Source organism: Kitasatospora sp. NPDC058965, from assembly GCF_042741245.1.
Taxonomy (GTDB): domain Bacteria; phylum Actinomycetota; class Actinomycetes; order Streptomycetales; family Streptomycetaceae; genus Kitasatospora.
The window spans coordinates 36,873-61,026 of the sequence record NZ_JBHYKG010000001.1 but is presented as its reverse complement, the minus strand read 5'-3'; the positions used below and the strand labels follow the sequence as shown (position 1 = coordinate 61,026).

General features: G+C 73.4%; 16 protein-coding genes. 9 read left to right on the top strand and 7 right to left on the bottom strand.

Annotated features, from left to right (window positions below; translation table 11 throughout):
* Positions 1-220: 220 nt before the first annotated feature.
* The 5 genes from ACFW1A_RS00265 (at position 221) to ACFW1A_RS00245 (ending at position 6,839) form a co-directional block, all read left to right on the top strand.
* Entirely contained in the window at positions 221-982 is a 762-nt protein-coding gene (locus ACFW1A_RS00265) for a hypothetical protein (protein WP_380401438.1), read from the top strand.
* Positions 983-1,087: 105 nt separating this feature from the next.
* Positions 1,088-2,026, top strand: coding sequence for a DegV family protein (locus ACFW1A_RS00260; RefSeq protein WP_380401435.1), 939 nt, complete (start codon positions 1,088-1,090; stop codon positions 2,024-2,026).
* A gap of 115 nt (positions 2,027-2,141) precedes the next feature.
* Positions 2,142-2,765 (top strand): GNAT family N-acetyltransferase, encoded by a 624-nt coding sequence (locus ACFW1A_RS00255; RefSeq protein WP_380401432.1) that lies wholly within the window; start codon positions 2,142-2,144, stop codon positions 2,763-2,765.
* Positions 2,766-3,410: 645 nt separating this feature from the next.
* Positions 3,411-4,169: a helix-hairpin-helix domain-containing protein gene (locus ACFW1A_RS00250; RefSeq protein ID WP_380401429.1), complete on the top strand. Its 759-nt coding sequence runs from the start codon at positions 3,411-3,413 to the stop codon at positions 4,167-4,169.
* Between the two features lie 57 nt (positions 4,170-4,226).
* Complete coding sequence (locus tag ACFW1A_RS00245) at positions 4,227-6,839, top strand: ComEC/Rec2 family competence protein (protein WP_380401426.1); 2,613 nt, start codon at positions 4,227-4,229, stop codon at positions 6,837-6,839.
* A gap of 37 nt (positions 6,840-6,876) precedes the next feature.
* Here ACFW1A_RS00245 and ACFW1A_RS00240 read toward each other — a convergent pair whose 3' ends face one another.
* The gene (locus ACFW1A_RS00240) at positions 6,877-10,014 is read right to left on the bottom strand and encodes an NACHT domain-containing protein (RefSeq protein ID WP_380401423.1); all 3,138 of its coding nucleotides are present in this window, start codon (positions 10,012-10,014) and stop codon (positions 6,877-6,879) included.
* A 69-nt stretch (positions 10,015-10,083) separates the two neighbouring features.
* Positions 10,084-11,466: an MFS transporter gene (locus ACFW1A_RS00235; protein WP_380401420.1), complete on the bottom strand. Its 1,383-nt coding sequence runs from the start codon at positions 11,464-11,466 to the stop codon at positions 10,084-10,086.
* 223 nt (positions 11,467-11,689) lie between these two features.
* On the opposite strand from ACFW1A_RS00235, the gene ACFW1A_RS00230 reads away from it, so the two are divergent.
* Positions 11,690-12,697 carry an Lrp/AsnC family transcriptional regulator gene (locus tag ACFW1A_RS00230; protein WP_380401417.1) on the top strand — a complete coding sequence of 336 codons (1,008 nt, stop codon included), beginning with the start codon at positions 11,690-11,692 and terminating at the stop codon, positions 12,695-12,697.
* Between the two features lie 78 nt (positions 12,698-12,775).
* Here the strand turns inward: ACFW1A_RS00230 and ACFW1A_RS00225 are convergent, their stop codons facing one another.
* A complete protein-coding gene (locus ACFW1A_RS00225; RefSeq protein ID WP_380401414.1) occupies positions 12,776-14,020 on the bottom strand; it encodes a M20 family metallopeptidase in 1,245 nt (414 codons plus the stop codon).
* Between the two features lie 183 nt (positions 14,021-14,203).
* The gene (locus ACFW1A_RS00220; protein ID WP_380401412.1) at positions 14,204-14,476 is read right to left on the bottom strand and encodes a hypothetical protein; all 273 of its coding nucleotides are present in this window, start codon (positions 14,474-14,476) and stop codon (positions 14,204-14,206) included.
* Between the two features lie 40 nt (positions 14,477-14,516).
* Between ACFW1A_RS00220 and holA the strand changes: the two genes are divergently transcribed.
* On the top strand, positions 14,517-15,512 hold the full coding sequence (gene holA / locus ACFW1A_RS00215; RefSeq protein ID WP_380401410.1) for a DNA polymerase III subunit delta: 996 nt from the start codon (positions 14,517-14,519) through the stop codon (positions 15,510-15,512).
* 250 nt (positions 15,513-15,762) lie between these two features.
* On the opposite strand, the gene rpsT is transcribed toward holA, so the two are convergent.
* Complete coding sequence (rpsT, locus tag ACFW1A_RS00210; RefSeq protein WP_380401406.1) at positions 15,763-16,026, bottom strand: 30S ribosomal protein S20; 264 nt, start codon at positions 16,024-16,026, stop codon at positions 15,763-15,765.
* A gap of 259 nt (positions 16,027-16,285) precedes the next feature.
* Here rpsT and lepA point away from each other — a divergent pair, with 259 nt between their 5' ends.
* The gene (gene lepA / locus ACFW1A_RS00205; RefSeq protein WP_380401403.1) at positions 16,286-18,157 is read left to right on the top strand and encodes a translation elongation factor 4; all 1,872 of its coding nucleotides are present in this window, start codon (positions 16,286-16,288) and stop codon (positions 18,155-18,157) included.
* A 73-nt stretch (positions 18,158-18,230) separates the two neighbouring features.
* Here the strand turns inward: lepA and ACFW1A_RS00200 are convergent, their stop codons facing one another.
* Together ACFW1A_RS00200 and ACFW1A_RS00195 are read right to left on the bottom strand one after the other, a co-directional pair.
* Positions 18,231-20,114, bottom strand: coding sequence for an ABC transporter ATP-binding protein (locus ACFW1A_RS00200; RefSeq protein WP_380401585.1), 1,884 nt, complete (start codon positions 20,112-20,114; stop codon positions 18,231-18,233).
* A 68-nt stretch (positions 20,115-20,182) separates the two neighbouring features.
* Positions 20,183-21,916, bottom strand: coding sequence for an ABC transporter ATP-binding protein (locus ACFW1A_RS00195; protein WP_380401400.1), 1,734 nt, complete (start codon positions 21,914-21,916; stop codon positions 20,183-20,185).
* 319 nt (positions 21,917-22,235) lie between these two features.
* Here ACFW1A_RS00195 and ACFW1A_RS00190 point away from each other — a divergent pair, with 319 nt between their 5' ends.
* The gene (locus ACFW1A_RS00190; RefSeq protein ID WP_380401397.1) at positions 22,236-24,149 is read left to right on the top strand and encodes an AMP-dependent synthetase/ligase; all 1,914 of its coding nucleotides are present in this window, start codon (positions 22,236-22,238) and stop codon (positions 24,147-24,149) included.
* Positions 24,150-24,154: the final 5 nt, after the last annotated feature.

The window sequence follows — 24,154 nt, the reverse complement described above, 5'->3', positions numbered from 1 at the left end:
GTGACCCCGTGACGCGGGGTCAGTGGGCGGTGGCCCGGTCGCAGCTGCGGCCGGGCCACCGGCGTGCTGCGGGGCGGGTGCGGGCCGAGTCAGGGGGAAACCAGACGCGGGCCGGATACGGCCCCGCGGTTTGCCGCGGACGGGGGCGGGGCCCGGGGGGGGGGGGGGACGGTGGAACCGAGACGGAGCCCGGGCAGGCAGGCGGAAGGCGGCAACTCTGATGTTCGAGGCAATCGGTGCACTGGGGGTGCTGCTGGCCCTGTTCGGGCTCGCGCTGGTCACGTTGGTGCTGGTCGGCGCGGTGAAGGCGACCCGCGCGGTGGTGCGCAAGGTGGAGCGGACCGAGGCGCAGGCCCGGCGCGCGGTGGAGAACGCGGCACTGAAGGCGAAGACCTTCACCAAGCCCGGGCCGCTGGGCGAACTGGCCGCCCTCCGGCTGGGTCTGCGCACCTCGCTGACCGGCACCCGCGAGGTGCTGGAGGGCGGGGTGACCGCCGACGGCCAGCTGACCGAGGCGCTCGCCCTGCTCGCCCGGCTGGACGAGCACGGGGCGGAACTCGACGGCGAGCTGCGGATGTTGGAGCGGGAGCCGGAGGCGGCCCGGGTCGCGGCCAGGCTCGGCGGGCTGCGCGACCGGGCGCGGCGGATCACGGAGTCGGCGGAGTCGCTGCGGTGGGCCGCGCAGGACCGGATGCACCGGTTCGCCGCGGACGAGTTGAGCCGGTTGAGCGAGGAGTGCGCGAACGAGGCGGGGGCGTTGCGGCACTGGGACTCGCCGTCGGGCGGGGCGGGTTCGGGCTCCTCGGGCGGTGCTGCGGGATCCGCGGGCGGTGCGGGCGGTCCGGCCGGTACGGGTTCGGGGGGCGCGCAGCGAGCCGGGTTGGGCGCCGGGGCGGGGCGGGTGGGCGCGGAGGAGCTGCTGGGGCTGGACCGCCTCGCGCAGCGGCTGCGCAAGCCGAGCACGGGGTCCTCGGCGGGCTGACCCGGGCCGGGCCGGCCGGGCGCGATCCGGTGCGGGCCGGGCGGGATCCGGTGCGGGCCGGGCGCGGATGTGCCCGGTGACCTCGGGAGGAGTAACCTCCGGCTCATGCCCGCCCAGCTCGCCCTCGTGACCGACTCCACCGCCTACCTGCCCCAGGACGTCATCGACCGGCACCGGATCGCGGTGGTCCCGCTGAGCGTGGTGGTGGCGGACGCGGTGCTGACCGAGGGGGTGGAGATCTCCCCGAAGGACGTCGCCGAGGCGCTGCGGACCAAGCAGCGGCTCACCACTTCCCGGCCCAACCCGGAGACCTTCGCGGCCGCCTACCGCGCCGCCGCCGAGGCGGGCGCGACCGGGGTGGTCTCGGTGCACCTCTCGGGCGAGCTCTCCGGGACCGCCGAGGCGGCCGTGCTGGCAGCGGCCGAGGCGCCGATCCCGGTGCGGGTGGTGGACAGCCGACTGGTCGGGATGGCCCTGGGCTACCCCGTGCTGGCAGCCGCCGAGGCCCGCGACGCCGGGCTCGACCTGGACGGCGTGGCGGCGGCAGCCCGGCGGCGCGCCGAGCTGACCCGCGGTTACTTCTACGTGGACACCCTGGAGCACCTGCGCCGGGGCGGGCGGATCGGGGCGGCGCGGGCGCTGATCGGCTCGGCGCTGGCGGTCAAGCCCCTGCTGCACCTGGAGGGCGGGCGGATCGAGCCGCTGGAGAAGGTGCGCACCGCGTCCCGGGCGATCGCGCGCCTGGAGGAGCTCGCGGTCGAGCAGGCGGGGGAGGGGGCGGTGGACATCACGGTCCATCACCTGGCCGCCGAGGACCGGGCCGAACCGCTCGCCGCCCGCCTGCGCGAACGGGTCCCCGGCCTGCGGTCCCTGTACGTCACCGAGGTGGGCGCGGTCATCGGCGCCCACGTGGGACCGGGGCTGCTCGCCGTGGTGGTGTCGGGGGTGCCGGGCGATGGCGGCGGCAGTGCCGGGGCGGGCGCGTCGGAGGGCGAGGCGGGCACGTCGGAGACCGGGGCGGGCACGTCGGAGGGCGAGGCGTAGCAGCCGGGGGCGGGGGCGGCCGGTGGCGCCGCGGTCCCGGCCGGGCGGCGAAAAGCCCTTGCGGGTGGCCTGCGGCGGAGGTCTGATGGGGCGGCCACCGATCACGGGACGGAACATGAGTGCGTCGTTGCCCACCCCCTCGTTGCCCACCACCTCGCTGCCTGCCCCCGCGCTGCCGACCCCCTCGTTGCGCACCGCTCGCCTTCGACTGCGTGCATTCGACGACGCGGATGTGGACGACCTCTTCGCGCTGCACAGCAGCGCCCGCGTGCTGCGCTACTGGGACGCGCCACCGTGGAGCGAACGCGGGCGGGCGGAGAAGTTCATCGCGGCGTGCCGGCGGATGGCCCAGGAGGGCACCGGGGCGCGGCTGGCCGTCGACCGCGTCTCCGACGGGGCGTTCATCGGCTGGTGCACGCTGAGCAGTTGGAACCCCGAGTACCGCAGTGCCTCGCTCGGCTACTGCTACACCGAGGCGGCGTGGGGCCACGGCTACGCGACCGAGGCCGCGCGCGCTCTGCTGCGGTGGGCGTTCGACACGCTGGAGCTGAACCGCGTCCAGGCCGAGGCCGACACGCGCAACGGCGCCTCCGGCCGGGTGCTGGAGAAGCTCGGCTTCGTGCGGGAGGGGACGTTGCGGGAGGACTGCGTGGTGAACGGCGAGGTCTCCGACTCGTGGGTCTACGGGCTGCTCAGGCGGGAGTGGCGACCGTCGTCGGAGCCGGCTCCCGCCCGCTGAGCGACGTCGTTCGACAGTCGGGACATCCGTTTTCGGGGCGCCCCTCCTCGACGGCCGGGATATCCACAGGGCCGGGGTTGTCCACAGGTCTGGGACTCGGGCTGGTGCGGGGCTCGGCGGGTGCCTAGCTTCGGGGCCATGAACGGTCTGCACGTGCTCCTCCCACCCACCACCCGGCGCCGGGCCGCCACCGAGTTGGCGCGCTCGCGCGTCTCGCTCCTCTTCCCGGCGCCGCTGCTGCTCGAGGGTGCGTCAGGTGCGGGGCAACTGCTGGGCACCGACGCCGCGGTGCCTGTCGCAGCTGCGCCCTCGTCGGTGCGGGCCCTCGGCAGCCCGCTCCCGGCAGGGTGGCCCTACGGCTACGGGCCGGTGGCGCCCCGCCCCGGCCGGGCCGACCGCCCCGATCCCGTCGACCCCGATCCCGTCGACCCCGATCGCGCCGGCCGCACTCCGGCCGGTCCCGGTCCGGCAGCGCCCGAACTCGCTGCTCCTGCGCCCGCCGCCGCGCCCACGACCCCCGATCCCGCGCCCGGTCCTCCGCCCGATCCCGCGTCCCGCCCGGCGTCCGCTCCCGGCCATGACCTTGAGCGAGACCCTGCGCGAGACCCCGAGCGGGAACTCGACCGTACCCCCGACCCTGCTCCCGTGCGCTTCGCGAGCGAGGCTCCTGATGCTCCGCCGCCGCCCGTTCCGCGGCGCAGGCTCCGGCTGCCCACCGCCCTGCAGCCGTTGCTCTGGGCCGATCGCAAGGCGGTCCTCGGCCTCGCCGTACTGCTCCTGCTGGCCATCGCCTACGCGGTGCAGCACTTCTGGCTGGGCCGCCCGCAGCCCGTCACCGTGCCGACTGCCGGGCGTCCCGGCCCCCGCGCCGCTCCGGCCGGCACCGCTCCGGCCGGCACCGCCCGGGACGCGGAGCCCGCCGACGCCGCCGATCCCGACTCCGGTCCGGACGCGGGCCCCGACTCCGAGCCCGATGTCGCACCCCACACGAAACTCCCGCCGGTGATCATCGACGTGGCCGGGCGGGTGGTCCACCCCGGGATCCTCACCCTGCCGGCCGGGTCCCGGGTCGCCGACGCGCTGCGCGCCGCCGGCGGCCCGCAGCAAGGCGTCGACACCGACGGGCTCAACCTCGCCCAGGTCCTGACCGACGGTGAACAGATCCTGGTCGGCGTCCCGGGCCAGCCCGTCGCCGTCGCCACCTCGTCCCGGGGCCCGGTGAGCATCAACCACGCCACGGTGGAACAGCTCGACGCCCTGCCCGGCATCGGGCCGGTGCTGGCCCGGCACATCATCGACTTCCGCACCCAGCACGGCGCCTTCCGCTCGCTGAACCAGCTGCAGCAGATCTCCGGCATCGGGACCAGGAAGTTCGCCGAGCTGAAACCCCTGCTCACCCTCTGACCCCGCCGTGCGTCTCCCACCGTCACTGTCCACCCGCTCCCCACACCTGGCCCTCGCATGCCGCCGAAGCGCCGTCCCACCGCTACGGACCCGACCGCTCCCGCCCCCGACCTGCGACTGCTGCTGCCCACCGTCGCCGCCTGGTGCGTCACGGCCCTGCTGCTCGACCTGACGCCACGACAGCTCCCGGTGGTGCTGGTGCCGGCCGGCCTCGCGGCCCTCGCCGCTGCCGCCCTGCTCCTGGTCCACCGTCAGCACCCGGGCCGAGGGCGCCTCGTCACCGCCGCCACCCTGCTCACCGTCAGCGCGGCAGCCACCTGCACCGCCCTGCACACCGCCGACCTGTACCGGGGCCCGCTCCCGGCCCTCGCCCACGCCGCGCCTGACCGAGTGGACCCCGGGCGCACGGACCCCGATCCCGCCGCCGCCCCTACCGCCGCCGCCCCCACCACCGTCACCGTCCACCTCACCGTCACCGGCGACCCGAGCACCCACACCTCGCGGTCCCGGGGTTCGGGGCCGCCCCACCCCGTCCTCACCGTCGAGGCCACCGCCGACCGGGTCAGCGCCGTGCCCGCCACCTCGCCCAACCGCGAGCCCGCCACCCGGACCAGCACGCCCGTCACCGTGATCGTCCAGGACCGGGACGCCGCCGGCTGGCAGCGCCTGCTCCCCACCACCCGGATCAGCGCCCAGGTCCGCGTGCTCCCGGCCACCGCGGAGGGCGGCGAGACCGGCGCCGTCCTGCTCGCCCAGGGCGCCCCGCGCCAACTGGCTCCGCCCAGTTGGGCGCAGCGCCTGGCCGGTCGCCTGCGCGCGGGGCTGCGCGAGGCCTGCGCCGGGCTCTCGCCCGATGCCCGGGCGCTGTTGCCCGGTCTGGTGGTGGGTGACACGTCCGCCGTCCCCGACGACCTGATGGAGGCCTTCCACACCACCGACCTGGTCCACCTGGTCGCCGTCAGCGGCGCCAACCTGTCCATCGTGCTGGCCGTGCTGCTCGGTGCGCCCGCGCTCGCCGGCACCGCCGAACGCGGCGGGCTTGCGGCCCTGCTGGGGGTGCCGCTGCGGCTGGCGGCACTGCTCGGCGCGCTGCTCACGTTGGCCTTCGTCACCCTCTGCCGACCCGATCCGAGCGTGCTGCGGGCCGCCGCCACCGGCCTGCTCGGCCTCCTGGCGCTCGCGCTGGGCCGTCCCCGGTACGCGCTCAGCGCTCTCGCCGCGGGCGTGCTCGCCCTGCTGCTGCTCGATCCGCAACTGGCCCGCTCCTACGGGTTCCTGCTCTCCGTCCTGGCCACCGCCGGCCTGCTCACCCTGGGCCGGCGCTGGTCCGTGGCGCTGCGCGCGCGGGGCTGGCCGCACCATCTCGCCGAGGCGGTCGCCGGCGCCGCCGCGGCGCAGGCGCTCTGCACACCGGCCACCGTCCTGCTCGCCCCGCGGGTCAGCCTGGTCGGCATCCCCTGCAACCTGTTGGCCGAAGCCGCCGTCGCCCCCGCCACCCTGCTCGGCTTCGCCACCCTCGCCGTCGCCCCGCTCTCCATGACCGCGGCCCGCTTCCTGGCCGGTCTCGCCGCCTACCCCACCCAGTGGCTGGTCGCAGTGGCCCGCACCGGCGCCGCACTCCCCGGCGCGGAGCTCGCCTGGACCCCGGGCTGGCCGGGCACGGTGCTGCTGGCCGCCGGCATCGCGGCAGCCTGCTGCGCCCTGCCGGCCGTGTTCCCGGGCACCGACCGGGACGTCGGCGGCGGCCCGCCGCTGCTGCCCCCGGGGCCGCGCCCGCTCGGCGGGCGGGCACGGCTGGTCCTCGCCGCCCTGCTCGGGCTCGCCCTGATCCTCCTCCTGTTCCGGCCACCCGCCCTGGTCCGGATCGCGACGGGCTGGCCACCCGCCGGGGCCCGGCTGGTCGTGTGCGCGGTCGGCCAGGGCGACCTGACGGTGCTGCCCGTCCCGGGGAGTCCGGACAGCGCCGTCGTGGTCGACGCCGGGCCCGATCCGACCGCCGCCGACACCTGCCTGCGCGACCTGGGAGTCACCCGGATCCCGCTGCTCCTGCTCAGTCACTTCCACGCCGACCACCTGGAGGGCCTGCCCGGACTGCTGCGCCGACGTTCGGTCGGCGCGATCGAGACGACCACCCTCACCGCGCCACCCGGCGAGGCGGCCAAGGCCGCCGAGTGGGCGCGGGCGGCCGGCGTCCCGCTGCTGCACGCCGGCCCGGGCGAGCACCGCAGCGTCGGCCCCGGGCTCTCCTGGGACGTCCTGTGGCCCCGCGGCCCGCTCGGCCCGGACACCCCGGGCCCGAACAACGCGAGCCTGGCCCTGCTGGTCACCGCGGGCCCGCTGCGCATCGCCCTGCTCGGCGACCTCGAACCCGCCGCGCAGGCCGCCCTGCTGGCCCGGGCCCGCCCCACCGCCGTGGACGTGCTCAAGGTCGCCCACCACGGCTCCGCCCACCAGGACTGGACCCTCGCCCGCACCCTCCACCCCCGCCTGGCCCTGATCTCGGTCGGCGCCGACAACTCCTACGGCCACCCGTCCCCGCGCACCGTCACCCACCTCACGTCCCTGGGCGCCACCGTGCTGCGCACCGACCTGAGCGGCGACATCGCCGTCCAGGCCGACACCCGGGAGGGCCTGCGGGTGCTGACCCACCCTCGTCCGCGAGAACCGTGACGCGCACCGTGCCCGCCGAGGTCAGACGGTCAGACGGTCAGGCGGGCAGGGACAGCAGGCGGCGGGCCGGGTGGTCGGCCCGGCGGGCGTATCCGGCCAATCGGCGTCCGCGCAGGCGCAGGGCGGTTCCGACGGCCAGCAGTGCTGCGGCCACCAGGACCGTGCCCCAGGGGCCGAGGTGGTGCAGGCCGACGTCCGCCGAGAAGTACCCGAGTGCGGGCAGGAAGCCCAGGGTGGCCAGGGCGAACCAGAAGTCCTCGTCGAGGTACTGGAATTCGAGGAACAGGTTGAGCAGGGGGAGGACGGTGTAGTCCAGCAGGGAGTCATGGTCCGTGAGGACGAACTCAACGGTGAGGATCCCCCAGGCGACGACGATCTGGGCGAGTGCCGCCCAGCCGAGCCAAGGCGGTACGGATGCCGGTGCCCCGAGCCCGACCTGGACCGCCCGCCAGCCGGCGAGGGCGGACCACCCCAGCAGCAGGGCCAGGATCGTCCGGTAGTGCCAGCTCCGGTCGTAGTCGTAACCGCGTCCGAGCGGTGGAGTGGTGATGCCTCGCCAGTCGCTCGGGCGCAGCGGCTCGACGTCGCACAGGCTCGCCAGGGCCAGCAGTCGCGACCGCTCGGGCAGCCGGGCCAGTAGCTGCGCGCGCTGCTCCGACATACCGGCTTCGCGCAACGCATCGCTGGTCAGCGGGGCCAACCGACCGAGGGCCCGGAGTTCGGCGGCCGTCAGCCCGCGCTGAGCCAGGGTTTCGGCCGCCACCAGGAAGGACGTGAGGTGCATCAGCGGGATGGAGGGCGAACCCATGAGGGCGGCATACCGATTGCGGGGATAGAGCCTGGGTTCGAGCGTGCTCATGACTGCCCTCAGGCTTTCCAGGGCCTGCCAGCGTCCCGTCCGGATGGTCTCCGACAGCACCCCCGAGTCCTGACGCACCACGCTGAGCGCCCCTACGAGACGGATGTCCGGACCGAGCGTCAGGGACGGCGGCGCGAACTGCGGATCGCTGATCACCCGGGCGATCCGGCCGACCGTCCGGACCAACCACTCGTCACCGCCCACGGCGAACGGCTGCCACACCCAGTCCATGGTCGCATCGGCCGCCCTGTCGGCCGGCACTTGTGCCGGAGGCGGGGCGGAGCGCAGCGCCACCTCGATGTCCTCGGTGGTCAGCAGGTCGGCCAGCAGCCAGGCGCAGAACTCGGAGGCCTCCGGCCCGCCGGTCCAGAGCAGCTCGTGGAGTGCCAGCGCGGCCCGCGGCGTGCGGATCCGCCACAGCGTGGTGAGTGCCTCGGTCGAGTGCGCGGCCAGTCGACTCAGCGGCGGTACCCCGAGGTCACCCATCCGCCCGAGCGCCGAGGCGGCTGCGGAGTTGCTGCTGACCATCATCGCCAAGGCCTCTGCCGCGCGCGGCAGGTTGGTCGCGGCCAGGGCGCGCACCGCGCTGTCCCGCAGCAGGGCCGGGCCCTGCCCCCAGGCGGCGTCCTTCAGGAAGGCGAAGACCTGCTGCCCGCGGTGGTGGCGCGCCGAGGCGACCAGACCGAAGGCGTTGACCACCTCCTGGCGTTGACCGGAGGCCGTGCCCAGCTCCCCCTTGAAGTGCCCGATGATCTCCCCGGCCAGAGCCTCGTCGACCGTGTAGGCGTCGGCGAGGCACTGGAAGGCCAGCACGGGATCCAGTGCGAAGACCTCCCGCACCATGCGGGTGCAGTCCCTGGCCTCCAGGCCGCACCACAGGCGCACCGCCTCCTGCCAGACCGACGGATCGGCGCGGTAGCGCGCCAGCAGCGCATCGGGATCGTTGGCCAACTCCCGTGCAGCCAGGTACTCCTGGAGGGTCAGGTGGGCGAACTGGTAGCGCTGGCGGTGGTCCACGGCCAGCAGCAGGCCGCTGCGGTCGACGATCTCGCGCAGCAGTTCCTCGGCCACTCCGGTGGGTTTGCCCAGGGTTTCCAGGGTGAGGCGGATCTGCTTGAGCACCAGGTCCTCGGGCAGGGCGAGCCGGTCGTGGGATCCGGAGGGGATGTCCTGTGCGGCCAGGGCGAGTTGCTGCAGCACCGCGACCTTCACCGGGAACGGCTGGACCAGGCCCCGCCGGTCGCTCAGCAAGTGGTCGGTCACCTGCCGGTAGAACCCGGCCCGGGTGTGCGGCAGGGCGTCCTCGGTTCCGGCGTACACATGGGTGTACAGGTAGGCGATCATCGTCAGCAGCAGCGGGTTCCGGGCGAGCTGCATGAGCTGCGGGTTGTCCCGCAGGGCGCCGAGCAGTTGCTCGGCGGTCTCCTCGTCCACCTGCGCGCTGCCGGCGTCGCGCCAGGTGCGCAGGAACCTGCGGATCAGGTGCTCGTCGAAGTCGCGCACCTGCAGGGTCTGGCCGAAAGCGTGGTTGAACTGACCCTCGTAGACCGCGATCCGGCAGGTGACGACGATCCGGCAGTCCGGGTGGCGCTGCGCGAAGTGCAGGATCTGGTCCGCCACCTGCTGCCGCCGGTCGGTGGCCACCTCGTCGAACCCGTCCAAGTAGAGCGCGAGTTGGCCGGCCCGCAGGGCGCGGTCGACCCAGACCGCGGCGTTCGGGAACTGGTGGCGGTCCAGGTGGTCGACGATCAGCGCGGGCAGGTCCAACGCGCCGCTGTTCAGCCGGTGCAGCTCCAGCAGCACCGGGATCCCGCTGAGGTCGCGCAGGTCGACCTTCGCGGCTGCTCGGCGGCCGCCGAGCAGCCGCTTGGGCGGTGCGGTGCTCTGCGGCCGGTAGCGCGAGCGCACCCAGGAGAGCACCTCGTGGCGCAGCAGCATGGTCTTGCCGGCCCCCGGGACGCCGAGCACCACGCTGTGCCGTTCCTTGCGCAGCGCCGCCTCGGTGTGCGGGTCGCCGACCTGGCCGGAGGTGAGCTGCAGCGGGACGTACACGTCAGCGGTGTGCAGGGTGATCGGCGCCGTGACGTCGAAGGAGACCCGGAAGGTTGCGTGCTGGTCGTGCAGGCTGCGCAGGTACCTGCGCAGCGCGGTGCGGCGCAGCAGCGCGCTGCTGGCGAAGCGCCGGTACACCCAGCCGGAGATCCCGTCGACGACCGCCTTGACGACCTTGGTGATCCACTCCTTCAGCACCGCCCCGACCACCAGGCCGACCGCGACGCCGAGCTCGATGCCCCACCTGTGCACCTGGTTCCACACCGCGCACCCTCCCGTGACGACGCGGGCAGAATAGCGCCGCGGGCGTTCCGGAGAGGTCCTGATGCGGTATCAAGCCTGACTCAGTACAGCCGAGTTGTGATCGACCGGGGCAGCCGCCCGGTCCTGCAGCGTCCACGACACCACCACCCCCGCCGCCGCGAGCAGGGCGCACCCGGCCCACACGGTCACGTACGCGCTCTCGCGCGGTACCCCGGTGCGCAGGACCAGGCCGTCGAGCAGGGCCGCGCCGAGGGCTCCGGTGGCAGCGCCGGCCAGGGTTTTGAGGGTGTTGTAGATCCCCGTACCGATCCCGGTCTGCTGCTGCGGCAGCCGGTGCAGCAGCAGGCCCGGCAGCAGGCTGAGCCCGGTCCCCGCGCCGAATCCGGCCACGGCGGCGGGCAGCGCGAACTCGGGCACCGAGGCGTGTGCCACCGCGAAGCTCGCGTAGCCCAGGGTGCTCAGCCCGAAGGCCCCGGCCAGGGTGCGGCGGGCCCCGAAGCGCCGACCGAGGCGGTGCGCCAGCACTGCGCCGACCATCGCCGCCAGCACCGAGGGCAGCGTCAACAGTCCGAGCAACTGGCTGTCCGCCCCGAGCCCGTAGCCCACCACGGCGGGGTCGGCCGCCTGGAAGGCCAAGGTCGGCGCCTGCGAGCCGTAGAGCACGCAGCCCAGCAGGAAGCTCAGTGCGAAGACCGGGGCCGTGGCCCGACCGGTGAGCATCCCCAGCTCGATCACGGGGTGCGCGGTGCGCCGTTCCTGCCGGACGAAGAGCGCCAGCAGCAGCACGGCGGCGGCCAGCAGCAGCCAGCGTCCGGGCAGTCCGCCGAGCGCGCCGAACAGCGTCAGCAGCCCGGTGGAGAGCAGCCCGGCCCCGGTCCAGTCCACCGTCCCGGCGGCCAGCACCCGCGACTCCGGCACCCAGCGCCAGACCACCAGCAGGGCCGCGGCGGGCAGCGCCGCCATCCCCCAGAGCAGCGGCCGCAGCATCACCGCCTCCTTGCCGAGCACCCCGGCGACCACCGCGCCGAGCACGCTGCCCAGGGTCAGCGCACCGACCAGCAGCCCGATCGCCCGACCGCCGCGGTCCGCGCCCAGCCGGTCCCGCAGCAGGGCGAACTCCAGCGGCAGCCAGCAGCTGAGGAACCCGCACAGGCCCCGCCCGAGCAGCAGCACCGCGAAGGATCCGGCCGACGCGCTCACCAGGTACCCGGCCAGCGCCAGCGCCACGGTGACCCGCAGCAGCCGCCGGTGCCCGTACAGGTCGCCGAGGCGCGAGCTGAGCGGCACCGCGACGCCGGACACCAGGAACTCCACCCCGGTGACCAGCGCCTGGTCGCCCGCCCCGACGTGCAGCACTCCCGCCAGCGGCGGCAGCAGCACCGGGAAGGCACCCTGCAGCATGCCGCTGGCGCACTCGATCAGGATCAGCAGGGGCACGAGAAGACCGGGCACGGGCACATCCCTCGGAGGGTGACGGCGGACGGGGGCAGCGGAGGTTCGCGGGCGGCGGGGCCGGAGGCCGCGGGGCGGGGCGGAGGTAGGGCGGAGGTGGGGCGGAGGTGAGGCGGAGCCGAACGGGCGAGGACAGGTGGCGGACAGGATGGCTAACCTGGACCGTCGGCCGAGGCGGGCGCACGAATCCGCTCCAGCCGCCCCACGAACGCAAGGATCCGCCATGATCGACGAGCTGGACCTCGCGCTGGTCGATGCCCTGCGGGTGGACCCGCGGGCCCCGTGGTCCGCACTGGCCGGGCCGCTCGGGGTCGACCCGGCCACCCTGTCCCGGCGCTGGGCCAAGCTCTCCGCCCAGGGCGACGCCTGGGTCTCCTGCTACCCGGCCGCGGACCGCTTCGACCCGGGGCTGACGGCGCTGGTCGAGGTCGAGTGCCGGGCCGGTACGGCCGCCGCAGCCGCCACCGACCTGGCCGGCGACGGACGGGCGGTCAGCATCGAGCTGGTCAGCGGCCGCGCCGACCTGCTGGTCACCGTGGCGGGCCTGACCCCCACCCAGATCGGCGACTACGTGCTGACCCGGATCGCCGCCGTCCCCGGCGTGCTGCGCACCCGCACCTCGCCGGTCGAGCGCACCCTGCGCGAGGGCAGCCGCTGGACCGACGGCGCCCTCGACCCCGACCAGCGGGCCGCCATCGCCGCCACCCGCCCGCCGGGCCTCGCCGACCGCGGGCCCGGCCGCTCCGCCCGGGAGGACCTGCAACTGTTCGCGGCCCTGGGGGCCGACGGCCGGATGCCGTACGCGGAGCTGGGCCAGCGGATGGGCCTGCCGGCCACCACGGTCCGCCGCCGGCTCACCGAACTGCGCGCCAGCGGTCGCCTGGTGCTGCGCTGCGACGCCTCGCCCCGGCTCACCGGCCACCCGGTCGGCACCATGCTCTGGCTCGACCTGCCCGCCGACCGGCTGCCCGCCGCGGCGCGCTGGCTCAGTGAACAGCCGCAGACCCGGATGTGCGTGCTCACCCTCGGCGAGGCCAACCTGGTCGCCTACGTGATGACCCACCAACTCGGTGCCGTGCGGATCCTGGAGGCGGAACTGACGCACCGGTTCCCGGCCGCCCGGGTCCGCGACCGCCAACTCACCCTGCGCACCGCCAAGCTGGTCGGGCGGGTGCTCGACCCGACCGGCCGGGCCGTCGGCTACGTCCCCATCGACCCGGGCGAGCCCTGACCGGGCGTCGGCCGCGCCGCACGCGGCGCCGACCCTCGGACGCCGACGGTCGGCGCGGCCAGGTGTGGTTGGGCGTGGCTAGCCGCGGGCCAGCCGGGCCAGCGCCAGGCCGGCCAGCAGGGCGGCGCCGTCGGCCAGCACGTTGTCCTCGAACTCGGCGTCGGGGGAGTGGTTGTAGGGCGCGGTGAAGGGGTCCCGGCCGTCGGTCGGAGCCGCGCCGAGCATCAGGTAGGCCGAGGGGACCAGCGCCCCGAGCACCCCGAAGTCCTCCGAGCCGGCGATCGGCTTCGGCATCTCCACGTACCGCCCGGCCCCGAGCAGCTGCTCCACCAGGTCCGCCGCGAACCCGGCCTCCACCGGGTCGTTGACGGTCACCGGGTAGCCGCTCTCCACCTCCGCCCGCACCGCCAACCCGTGCGCCGCCGCGATCCCGTGGACCACCCGCAGCGCCTCGGCGTGCGCCACCTCCCGCGCGTGCGCCGAGAACGAGCGGATGGTGGCCGCGAACCGGGCCTCCTCGGGGATCACGTTGGCCACCGTGCCGGCGCTCAGCGTGCCGACGGTGAGCACCACCGGGTCGAAGGCGTCGATCCGTCGGGTCACCATCGACTGCAGGGCCAGCACCGCCTCGCACATCGCCGGCACCGGGTCCAGCGCCGAGTGCGGGCTGGAGCCGTGGCCACCGCGCCCGCGCAGCGTGACGTGCAGGGTGTCCGAGGCGGCCAGCACCGGCCCGGGCCTGCTCGCCACCAGTCCGTTGGGCAGCAGCGCGGCCGCCACGTGCAGCGCGTAGGCGGCCACCACCCGGTCGCCGGCCGCGTCCAGCACCCCCGCGTCGACCATCCGCTGCGCGCCGCCCTCGCCCTCCTCGCCGGGCTGGAACATGAAGACCACGTCGCCCGCCAACGCGTCCCGCCGCGGGGCCAGCAGCCGGGCGGCGCCGACCAGCGCGGCCATGTGCAGGTCGTGCCCGCAGGCGTGCATCGCACCCGGTACGGCAGAGGCGTACGGCAGTCGCCCGCTCTCCTGCACCGGCAGCGCGTCCATGTCGGCCCGCAGCAGCACGCCCGGCCCGGGCCGCCCGCCGCGCAGCACCGCCGTGATCGAGCTCAACCCCGTGCCGAGGGTGATCTCCAACCCCAGTCCGTCCAGCGCCGCGAGCAGCCGGGCCCGGGTCTTCGGCAGCTCCAGCCCGATCTCCGGCTCGCGGTGCAAGTCCCGCCGCAGCGCGGCCAGCTCGGGCTGCAGCCGGGCGGCCGAGGCGGCCAGGTCGGACAGCGGGAGCCCGCTGAGCAGGGCGGCGAACGGGGACGGCGCGGACATCGGACCTCCGGGGAGCGTGGGGACCTTGGGGAGCCTGGGGAGCTCGGGGCTCCATCATCGGCACCGCGGTCGTCCCTCCCGGTCCGGCGCACGGATCGACCAGGAGTCCGAGCCGGGACGCACGAAACCTCCGGTTCGCCCCGGCGCCACCTCGGCTCTGCCGCGCCGCCACCCCTGCCGGGGCTACCCGTCCTCGCGCCACCCCTCGTGGGCGCCCGCCAGCTCGTCGAGCAGGTCCAGCAGCTCGGCCGACCACCCGTCAGCCGGTTCCTCCAGCACCACCAGCCACTGCGCGTCCTCGGCGTCGTCCTCGCCCGCGAGCGCGTCGCGCACCAGCTCGGCGGGTCCGAGTGCGGGGTGGCGCAGCCGGAGCTCCCCGGCCACCTCCTGTGCGCTGTCGCGGTCGGCGAGGACCAGCAGTTGGCGTCCGGTGGGCAGGTCGTGGGCAGTGCTCATCGCCCCATTGTGTCGGTCGCCCGTGGGATGCTGGTACGCGATGGCCAGGAAGAGTGCACCCGACGACCTGCTCGCCCCGCTGACCCTCGTGGTCGGCCAGGAGGAGCTGCTGCTGGACCGCGCCGTCGCGCAGGTGGTGGCGGCGGCCAGGGCGGCCGACCCGGACACCGACGTGCGCGACCTGGCCCCCGGCGGCCTGCAGCCCGGCGCGCTGGCCGAGCTGACCACCCCGTCGCTCTTCGCCGAGCGCAAGGTGATCGTGGTCCGCGCCGCCCAGGACCTGGCCGCCGACAGCGTCAAGGACATCAAGGCCTACCTGGACGCCCCGGCCGAGGAAGTGATCGTGGTCCTGGTGCACGCCGGTGGGGTCAAGGGCAAGGGCCTGCTGGACGCGGCCCGCAAGGCCGGTGCGCGCGAGGTGGCCTGCGCCAAGCTGACCAAGGCGGGGGAGCGGATCACCTTCATCCGCGGCGAGTTCAAGACGCTCGGCCGCTCGGCCAGCCCGGAGGCCTGCCAGGCCCTGCTGGACGCGCTCGGCGGCGACCTGCGCGAGCTGGCCGCCGCCGCGAGCCAGCTCTGCTCGGACGTCGAGGGCACCATCGACGAGCGGGTGGTGGCCCGCTACTACAGCGGCCGCGCCGAGGCCACCGGCTTCGAGGTGGCCGACTTCGCGGTCACCGGCCGCGCGGCGGACGCGCTGGAGCGGCTGCGCTGGGCGCTGGCGGTCGGCCAGCCGCCCACCGGCATCACCTACGCTCTGGCCGCCGGCGTGCGCAGCATCGGCCGCCTCGCCACCGCCGACCGCTCGATGCGCCCGGGCGACCTGGCCCGCGAGCTGGGCATGCCGCCGTGGAAGATCGACCGGGTCCGCCAGCAGATGCGCGGCTGGACCGGCGACGGGGTCGCCACCGCGCTGACCGCGATCGCCCAGGCCGACGCCGCCGTCAAGGGCGGGGCCGACGACGCCGCCTACGCGCTGGAGCGCGCCGTGGTCACGGTCGCCCGCGCCGCCCGCTCCGGCTCCCGCCCGTACTGACCCCCGCCGGGGCCGCACCCGCAGACCGACACGTCGACACACCGGTCGGCGGCCGGCCCCGTTCCCGAACGCCGTCCCCGAACGCCACGAAGCCCGCCCGGTGGGACCGGGCGGGCTTCGGGTACTGACCAGGTGCACCGCACCCGCGTGGCGAACGCAGGCCGCGTGCGGTGCGAAGTGATGCGGTCCGAGCGGGGTCCGGGTAGAGGGCCGGAGTCACCCGTGGACGGGGGTGGTGCTAGCGCGCAGCTCAGGCGGCGACGTTGACCTGCTTGGTGATCGCCGACTTCTTGTTGGCGGCCTGGTTCTTGTGGATGACGCCCTTGCTGACGGCCTTGTCGAGGGCCTTGGAGGCCTCGCGGGCCAGCACGGTGGCCTTCTCGGTGTCACCGGCGGCAGCGGCCTCGCGGGCCTTGCGCAGCGCGGTCTTCAGCGAGGACTTGACGGCCTTGTTGCGCAGGCGCGCCTTCTCGTTGGTCTTGTTGCGCTTGATCTGGGACTTGATGTTCGCCACGAAAGTGCCTCAGTCTGTCTGGTAAGTGCCCCGCTAAGGGCCGAACGGGTTCTGCGACCGGTGCTCCGGAGCAGCTGAGAGGGCATGCCGGAGCGCGGTGCAGCGCCCAACGCTACCAGGGCCCGCCCATGCCCCCCAAACCGGCACTGCGCGCCGCTCGCGTGGGAAGATGGACCAAGCCCTGGTTTCCTCATGCCCAACAGGGCCCCTCGGGCGGACGACATGTCGGCCCCGGACAACCACGGAGAATCGGACCAAGGTGCCCGCGACCCCTACCCATGTGCCAGAGCCCAGCCGCACCGACCCGGCGCTGATCCGCAACTTCTGCATCATCGCCCACATCGACCACGGCAAGTCGACGCTCGCCGACCGGATGCTGCAGATCACCGGCGTGGTCGACCCGCGCCAGATGCGTGCCCAGTACCTCGACCGGATGGACATCGAGCGCGAGCGCGGCATCACCATCAAGTCGCAGGCAGTCCGGCTGCCCTGGGCCCCGAAGACCGGTGAGCACGCGGGCACCACCCACATCCTGAACATGATCGACACGCCGGGCCACGTCGACTTCACCTACGAGGTGTCCCGGTCGCTCGCGGCCTGCGAGGGCACCATCCTGGTGGTCGACGCGGCCCAGGGCATCGAGGCGCAGACCCTGGCCAACCTGTACCTGGCCCTGGAGAACGACCTCACGATCATCCCGGTGCTGAACAAGATCGACCTGCCGGCCGCCCAGCCGGAGAAGTACGCCGCCGAGATCGCGCACATCATCGGCTGCGACCCGGGCGACGTGCTCAAGGTCAGCGCCAAGACCGGTCTGGGCGTCGAGGAGCTGCTCGACCACGTGGTCGACAAGATCCCGGCCCCGGTCGGCGTCAAGGACGCCCCGGCCCGCGCGATGATCTTCGACTCGGTCTACGACTCCTACCGCGGCGTGGTCACCTACGTGCGTGTGGTGGACGGTCAGCTGACCAAGCGCGAGCGGATCGCGATGATGTCCACCGGCGCGACCCACGAGCTGCTGGAGATCGGCGTCATCTCGCCCGAGCCGAAGGTGGCCGAGGGCCTGGGCGTCGGTGAGGTGGGCTACATCATCACCGGCGTGAAGGACGTGCGGCAGTCCAAGGTCGGTGACACCATCACCTCGATGGTCAAGGGCGCCACCGAGCCGCTGGGCGGCTACAAGGACCCGCGCCCGATGGTCTTCTCCGGCCTCTACCCGCTGGACGGCTCGGACTACCCGTTGCTGCGCGACGCGCTGGACAAGCTGCGGCTGAACGACGCCGCGCTGGTCTACGAGCCGGAGACCTCGGTGGCGCTCGGCTTCGGCTACCGCTGCGGCTTCCTCGGCCTGCTCCACCTGGAGATCATCCGGGAGCGGCTGGAGCGCGAGTTCAAGCTCGACCTGATCTCCACCGCGCCGAACGTGGTCTACCGGGTGGTGATGGAGGACGGCACCGAGCACACCGTCACCAACCCGAGCGAGTTCCCCACCGGCAAGATCGCCGAGGTGTACGAGCCGGTCGTGCGCGGCACCATCCTCGCGCCCAACGAGTTCGTCGGCGCGATCATGGAGCTCTGCCAGTCCCGCCGCGGCAACCTGCAGGGCATGGACTACCTCTCCGAGGACCGGGTGGAGCTGCGCTACACCCTGCCGCTGGCCGAGATCGTCTTCGACTTCTTCGACCAGCTGAAGTCCAAGACCCGCGGCTACGCCTCGCTGGACTACGAGCCCATCGGCGAGCAGAGCGCCAGCCTGGTGAAGGTCGACATCCTGCTGCACGGCGACGCGGTGGACGCGTTCTCCGCCATCGTGCACAAGGACAAGGCCTACAACTACGGCGTCATGATGGCGGGCAAGCTGCAGAAGCTGATCCCCCGCCAGCAGTTCGAGGTGCCGATCCAGGCGGCCATCGGCTCGCGGGTGATCGCCCGCGAGACGGTGCGCGCGATCCGCAAGGACGTGCTCGCCAAGTGCTACGGCGGCGACATCTCCCGCAAGCGCAAGCTCCTGGAGAAGCAGAAGGAGGGCAAGAAGCGGATGAAGATGGTCGGCCGGGTGGAGGTCCCGCAGGAGGCCTTCATCGCCGCGCTCTCCACCGACGACGAGGGTCCCAAGGACGCCAAGAAGTAGTCGGGAAGAACCGGAGGGCCGTCACCCGCGTGCTGCGGGTGGCGGCCCTCCGCCGTGCCGGTGTGCCGGTGGGTCAGTCGGCCTCCGCCACCGCCTGCGCGAACTGCGCCTGGTAGAGCCGGGCGTACGCGCCGCCCGCCTCGATCAGCTCCTGGTGCGTGCCCTGCTCCACGATCGAGCCGTTCTCCATCACCAGGATCACGTCCGCGTCGCGGATGGTGGAGAGCCGGTGCGCGATCACGAAGCTGGTCCGGCCGGTGCGCAGCCGGGCCATGGCGCGCTGGATCAGCACCTCGGTGCGGGTGTCCACCGAGCTGGTCGCCTCGTCCAGCACCAGGATGCTGGGCTGGGCCAGGAAGGCCCGGGCGATGGTGATCAGCTGCTTCTCGCCGGCGCTGACGCCGGTGCCCTCGTCGTCGATCACCGTGTCGTAGCCGTCCGGCAGGGTGCGCACGAAGCGGTCCACGTGCGCGGCCCGGGCCGCCTCCACCACCTGCTCGCGGGTGGCGCCGGTGGCACCGTAGGCGATGTTGTCGGCGATCGAGCCGCCGAACAGCCAGGTGTCCTGGAGCACCATGCCGATGCCGGCCCGCAGCTCCTCGCGCGACATCGCCGCGATGTCCACCCCGTCCAGGGTGATCCGGCCGCCGCTCACCTCGTAGAACCGCATCAGCAGGTTGACCAGGGTGGTCTTGCCGGCGCCGGTCGGGCCGACGATGGCCACCGTGTGGCCCGGCTCCACCTTGAGCGAGAGGTCGTCGATCAGCGGCTTGTCCGCCTCGTAGCGGAACGAGACGTCCTCGAAGGCGACCAGCCCGCGCAGCTCGGCCGGGCGCTCCGGCTGCTGCGGGTCGGCGGACTGCTCCTCGGCGTCCAGCAGCTCGAAGACCCGCTCGGCCGAGGCGACCCCGGACTGCACCAGGTTGGCCATGCTGGCCACCTGGCTCAGCGGCTGGCTGAACTGGCGCGAGTACTGGATGAAGGCCTGCACGTCACCGATGGAGAGCGCGCCGCCGGCCACCCGCAGGCCACCGACGACGGCGACGGCCACGTAGTTGAGGTTCCCGACGAACATCATCGCGGGCTGGATCAGCCCGGAGATGAACTGCGCCTTGAAGCTGGACGCGTACAGCGCCTCGTTCTCCCGCGCGAAGGTCTCGGCGGCCTCCTTCTGCCGGCCGAACACCTTGACCAGGGTGTGGCCCGTGTACATCTCCTCGATGTGCGCGTTGAGCTGACCGGTGGTCTTCCACTGGGCGACGAACTGCGGTTGGGCCCGCTTGCCGACCCGGGTCGCCACCATCACCGAGATCGGCACCGAGACCAGCGCGATCAGGGCGAGCAGCCAGGAGATCCAGAACATCATCACCAGCACGCCGACGATGGTGAGCAGCGAGTTCACCACCTGTCCCATGCTCTGCTGCATGGACGTGGCGATGTTGTCGATGTCGTTGGTGACCCGGCTGAGCACCTCGCCGCGCGCCTGCTTGTCGAAGTAGCTCAGCGGCAGCCGGGTGAGCTTGGCGTCCACCTCGGCACGCAGCCGGTTCACGGCGCGGTTGATCGCCAGTGCGACGAGCCGGCCCTGGACGATGCCGAAGACCGTGGACGCGAGGTAGATCGCCAACACCGCGAGCAGGACACGGCCGATGGCGTCGTAGTCCATGCCCTTGCCGGGCGTGAAGGACAGCGCGTGCAGCAGCTGGGCCTGCTTGCCGCCGCGGGCTTCCGCCCCCTCCAGGGCCGCCTGGGTGGGGAACGCCAGCCCCAGCGCGCCCTTGAAGATCAGGTTGGTCGCGTTGCCGAGCAGCTTCGGCCCGGCCACGGCGCAGCCGACGCTGATCGCGCCGAACAGCAGCATCGCGGCGAGCAGCGCCCGCTCCGGGCGCAGCAGGGCGAGCACCCGCTTGCCGCTGCCCTTGAAGTCCATCGACTTCTCGGTCCCCTGGCCGCCCATGAAGCGGCCCGGGCCGGCCGGCCCGCGCCGGGCCGCGGCCTCCTGGGACCCGGACTTCTGCGGGGTGGTCACGCCGCCTCCTGCTCGGTGAGCTGGGAGAGCACGATCTCCCGGTACGTCGGGTTCTCGGCCATCAGCTCGTGGTGCGTCCCGGTGCCGACCACGGTGCCCTCGTCCAGCACGACGATCCGGTCCGCGTCGCGGATGGTGGACACCCGCTGGGCCACGATCACCACGGTGGCCTCGGCGGTCTCCTGGGCCAGCGCCGCGCGCAGCCGCGCGTCGGTGGCGTAGTCCAGGGCCGAGAAGGAGTCGTCGAAGAGGTAGATCTCCGGCTTGCGGACCAGGGTGCGGGCGATCGCCAGGCGCTGGCGCTGGCCGCCGGAGAAGTTGCTGCCGCCCTGGGCCACCGGGGCCTCCAGGCCCAGGTCCAGGGCGGTCACGAAGTCCTTGGCCTGTGCGGTCTCCAGCGCGGCCCACAGGTCCTCGTCGGTGGCGTCCGGCCGGCCGTAGCGCAGGTTGCTGGCCACCGTGCCGGAGAACAGGTACGGCTTCTGCGGCACCAGGCCGACCTTCTCGGCCAGCAGGGCCGGGTCGATCTGCCGCACGTCCACCCCGTTGACCAGCACCTCGCCGCCGGTGGCGTCGAAGAGCCGGGGGACCAGGCCCAGCAGGGTGGTCTTGCCGCTGCCGGTGGAGCCGATCACGGCGGTGATCTCGCCCGGACGGGCCGTCAGGTCGACCCCGCGCAGCACCGGCGCCTCCGCACCGGGGTAGCGGAAGTCCGCGGCGCGCAGCTCCAGCCGGCCGTGCGCGCGCAGCTCGGTGACCGGGGCACCGGGCGGGACGACGCTGGACTCGGTGTCCAGCACCTCCACGATGCGCTCGGCGCAGACCTCGGCGCGCGGCACCATCATGAACATGAAGGTGGCCATCATGACGCTCATCAGGATCTGCATCAGGTAGGAGAGGAACGCGGTCAGCGCGCCGATCTGCATCCCGCCGCCGGCGATCCGGTGCGCGCCGAACCAGAGCACGGCCACGCTGGCGATGTTCACCACCGCCATCACGGAGGGGAACATGAAGGCCAGCAGGCGGCCGGTGCGCAGCGAGACCTCGGTGAGCCGGTCGTTGGCGAGGCCGAAGCGCTCCTTCTCGTGGCCGTCCTTGACGAAGGCCCGGATCACCCGGATGCCGGAGATCTGCTCGCGCAGGATCCGGTTCACCACGTCGATCCGGGTCTGCATGCTGCGGAAGGACGGGCGCAGCTTGCGCACCAGCACGGTCACGATGCCGGCCAGCAGCGGCACCAGGACCACCAGCAGGCTGGACAGCGGCACGTCCTGGTTGAGCGCCATGATGATGCCGCCCACGCACATGATCGGGGCCATGACCATCAGGGTGAAGGTCATCAGCACCAGCATCTGGACCTGCTGGACGTCATTGGTGGTGCGGGTGATCAGCGAGGGCGCGCCGAACTGCCCGAGCTCCCGGGCCGAGAAGCTCTGCACCCGGTCGAACACGGCGGCCCGGATGTCCCGGCCCACCGCCATGGCGGTGCGCGCGCCGAAGTAGACGGCGCCGACCGAGCAGACGATCTGGGCCAGTGTGACGGCGATCATCACGCCGCCGGTCTGCACGATGTAGCCGGTGTCGCCCTTGATCACCCCGCTGTCGATGATGTCGGCGTTGAGCGTGGGCAGGTAGAGCGCGGCGATGGTGGCGATCAGCTGGAGCAGGACCAGCACGCCGATCGGTTTGGTGTAAGGCCCGACGTGGGCCTTGAGGAGTCGGATCAGCACTCGGACACTCTCGTTGTCGACTGGAGGATTCGCATCCTCATTTTCGTACTTCTCCTGACGGCCCTGGGCCCTCTCGTGATTCTGCTACCGAACTTGTAGCCTCCTCCTTCGGACGGCCCGCCACCGGGGTCTGCACTGCCCGTTCGGTGGCGTGCCAGAGCACCGTTGCCTCTTAACACCGGAGCTCGTTGGGCCTAGGCTGTCGGCAACCTTGTTACCCGCCAGTCAGTTACTTGTCGGTACGCAAGTCGTCGTGCGGCTCACCCCCCCACCGCCGCCCGGCGTCCACCCTCGGCCACCTGGTCATCCGGAGGTCTCGTTGAGTTCAGTGCAGTCCGCCGTCGGCTCCGACAAGATCGCGGCGCGTCCGGCCTCCGTGGCCCACCTCTTCCTGAGCCGGGTCGCGGCCACCCCGGACGACGAGGCGTACCGGTACCCGGTGCCGGTCGACGAGCACGCCGCCGACAGCGCCCCCGGCGCCGAGCAGTGGCGTTCGCTGACCTGGGCACAGACCGCGGCGCGGGTGAAGAACGTCGCGGCCGGCCTGATGGCCCTGGGCATCGAGTCCGAGGACCGGGTGGCCATCGCCTCCTCCACCCGGATCGAGTGGATCCTGGCCGACCTCGGCAACATGTGCGCCGGCGCCGCCACCACCACCGTCTACCCGAGCACCAACGCCGACGAGACCGCCTTCATCCTGGCCAACTCCGGCAGCAAGGCGCTCTTCGCGGAGAACGCCGGCCAGCTGGCCAAGGCGGTGGCCCAGCGCGAGCAGCTGCCGGCGCTCGCCACCGTGGTCCTGTTCGACCCGCCCGCCGAGCGCCCCGACACCGGCGGTCTCCAGGTGCTCACCCTGGCCGAGCTGGAGGAGCGCGGCGCGGCCCACCTCAAGGAGCACCCGGACGCGGTGGAGACCGCGGTCGCCGGGCTGGACCGCGAGCAGCTGGCCACCCTGATCTACACCTCCGGCACCACCGGCCGCCCCAAGGGCGTGCGCCTGGTGCACGACTGCTGGTCCTACGAGGGCGTGGCCCAGGCCGAGTGCGGCCTGCTGCGCGCGGACGACGTGCAGTTCATGTGGCTGCCGCTGTCGCACGTCTTCGGCAAGACGCTGATCTCCGGTCAGATCACGACCGGCCACGTGATGGCGGTGGACGGCCGGGTGGACCGGATCATCCACAACCTGCCGGTGGTCAGGCCGACCCTGATGGCCTCGGCGCCGCGGATCTTCGAGAAGGTCTACAACGGCATCGCGGGCCGGGCCAGAGCGGAGGGCGGCGCCAAGTACAAGATCTTCATGTGGGCCGCCAAGGTGGCCCGCGAGTACGCGCAGACCGCGCAGCGGACCCGGGTGGCCACCGGCAAGGAGAGCGTGCCGTTCGCCCTCGGCCTGCAGCACGCGCTGGCCGACAAGCTGGTGTACGCGAAGATCCGGGCGGCCTTCGGCGGCCGGATGCGCGGCTCGGTCTCCGGCAGCGCCGCGCTGGCCCCGGAGATCGGCTACTTCTTCCTGGGCGCCGGGGTGCCGATCCTGGAGGGCTACGGCCTCACCGAGACCAGCGCCGGCTCCGCGGTCAACCGGGCCGAGGACGTCCGGGTGGGCACCGTGGGCCTGCCGCTGCCGGGCACCGAGGCGCGGATCGCCGAGGACGGCGAGATCCTGCTGCGCGGCCCGGGCGTGATGCGCGGCTACCACGACCTGCCGGAGCAGACCGCCGAGGTGCTGGAGGCGGACGGCTGGTTCCACACCGGCGACATCGGCGAGCTGGACCAGGACGGCTACCTGCGGATCACCGACCGCAAGAAGGACATGTTCAAGACCTCCGGCGGCAAGTACGTGGCGCCGAGCGAGGTGGAGGGCAAGTTCAAGGCGATCTGCCCGTTCGTCAGCAACATCCTGGTGATCGGCAACGGCCGCAACTTCTGCACCGCGCTGATCGCGCTGGACGAGACGGTGATCATGCCGTGGGCGGCCGAGCACGGGCTGGCCGGCAAGGACTACGCCGAGGTGGTCGCCACCCCCGAGGTGCACGGCCTGATCGAGGGCTTCGTCAAGCGGCTCAACGGCGAGCTGCAGCGCTGGCAGACGATCAAGAAGTTCACCCTGCTGCCGCGCGACCTGGACATCGAGCACGGCGAGCTGACCCCGAGCCTGAAGATCAAGCGCCCGGTGGTCGAGCGGACCTACGCGGACGCGGTGACCGAGATGTACGCGGGCAGCAACGAGGCCTGAGCCCG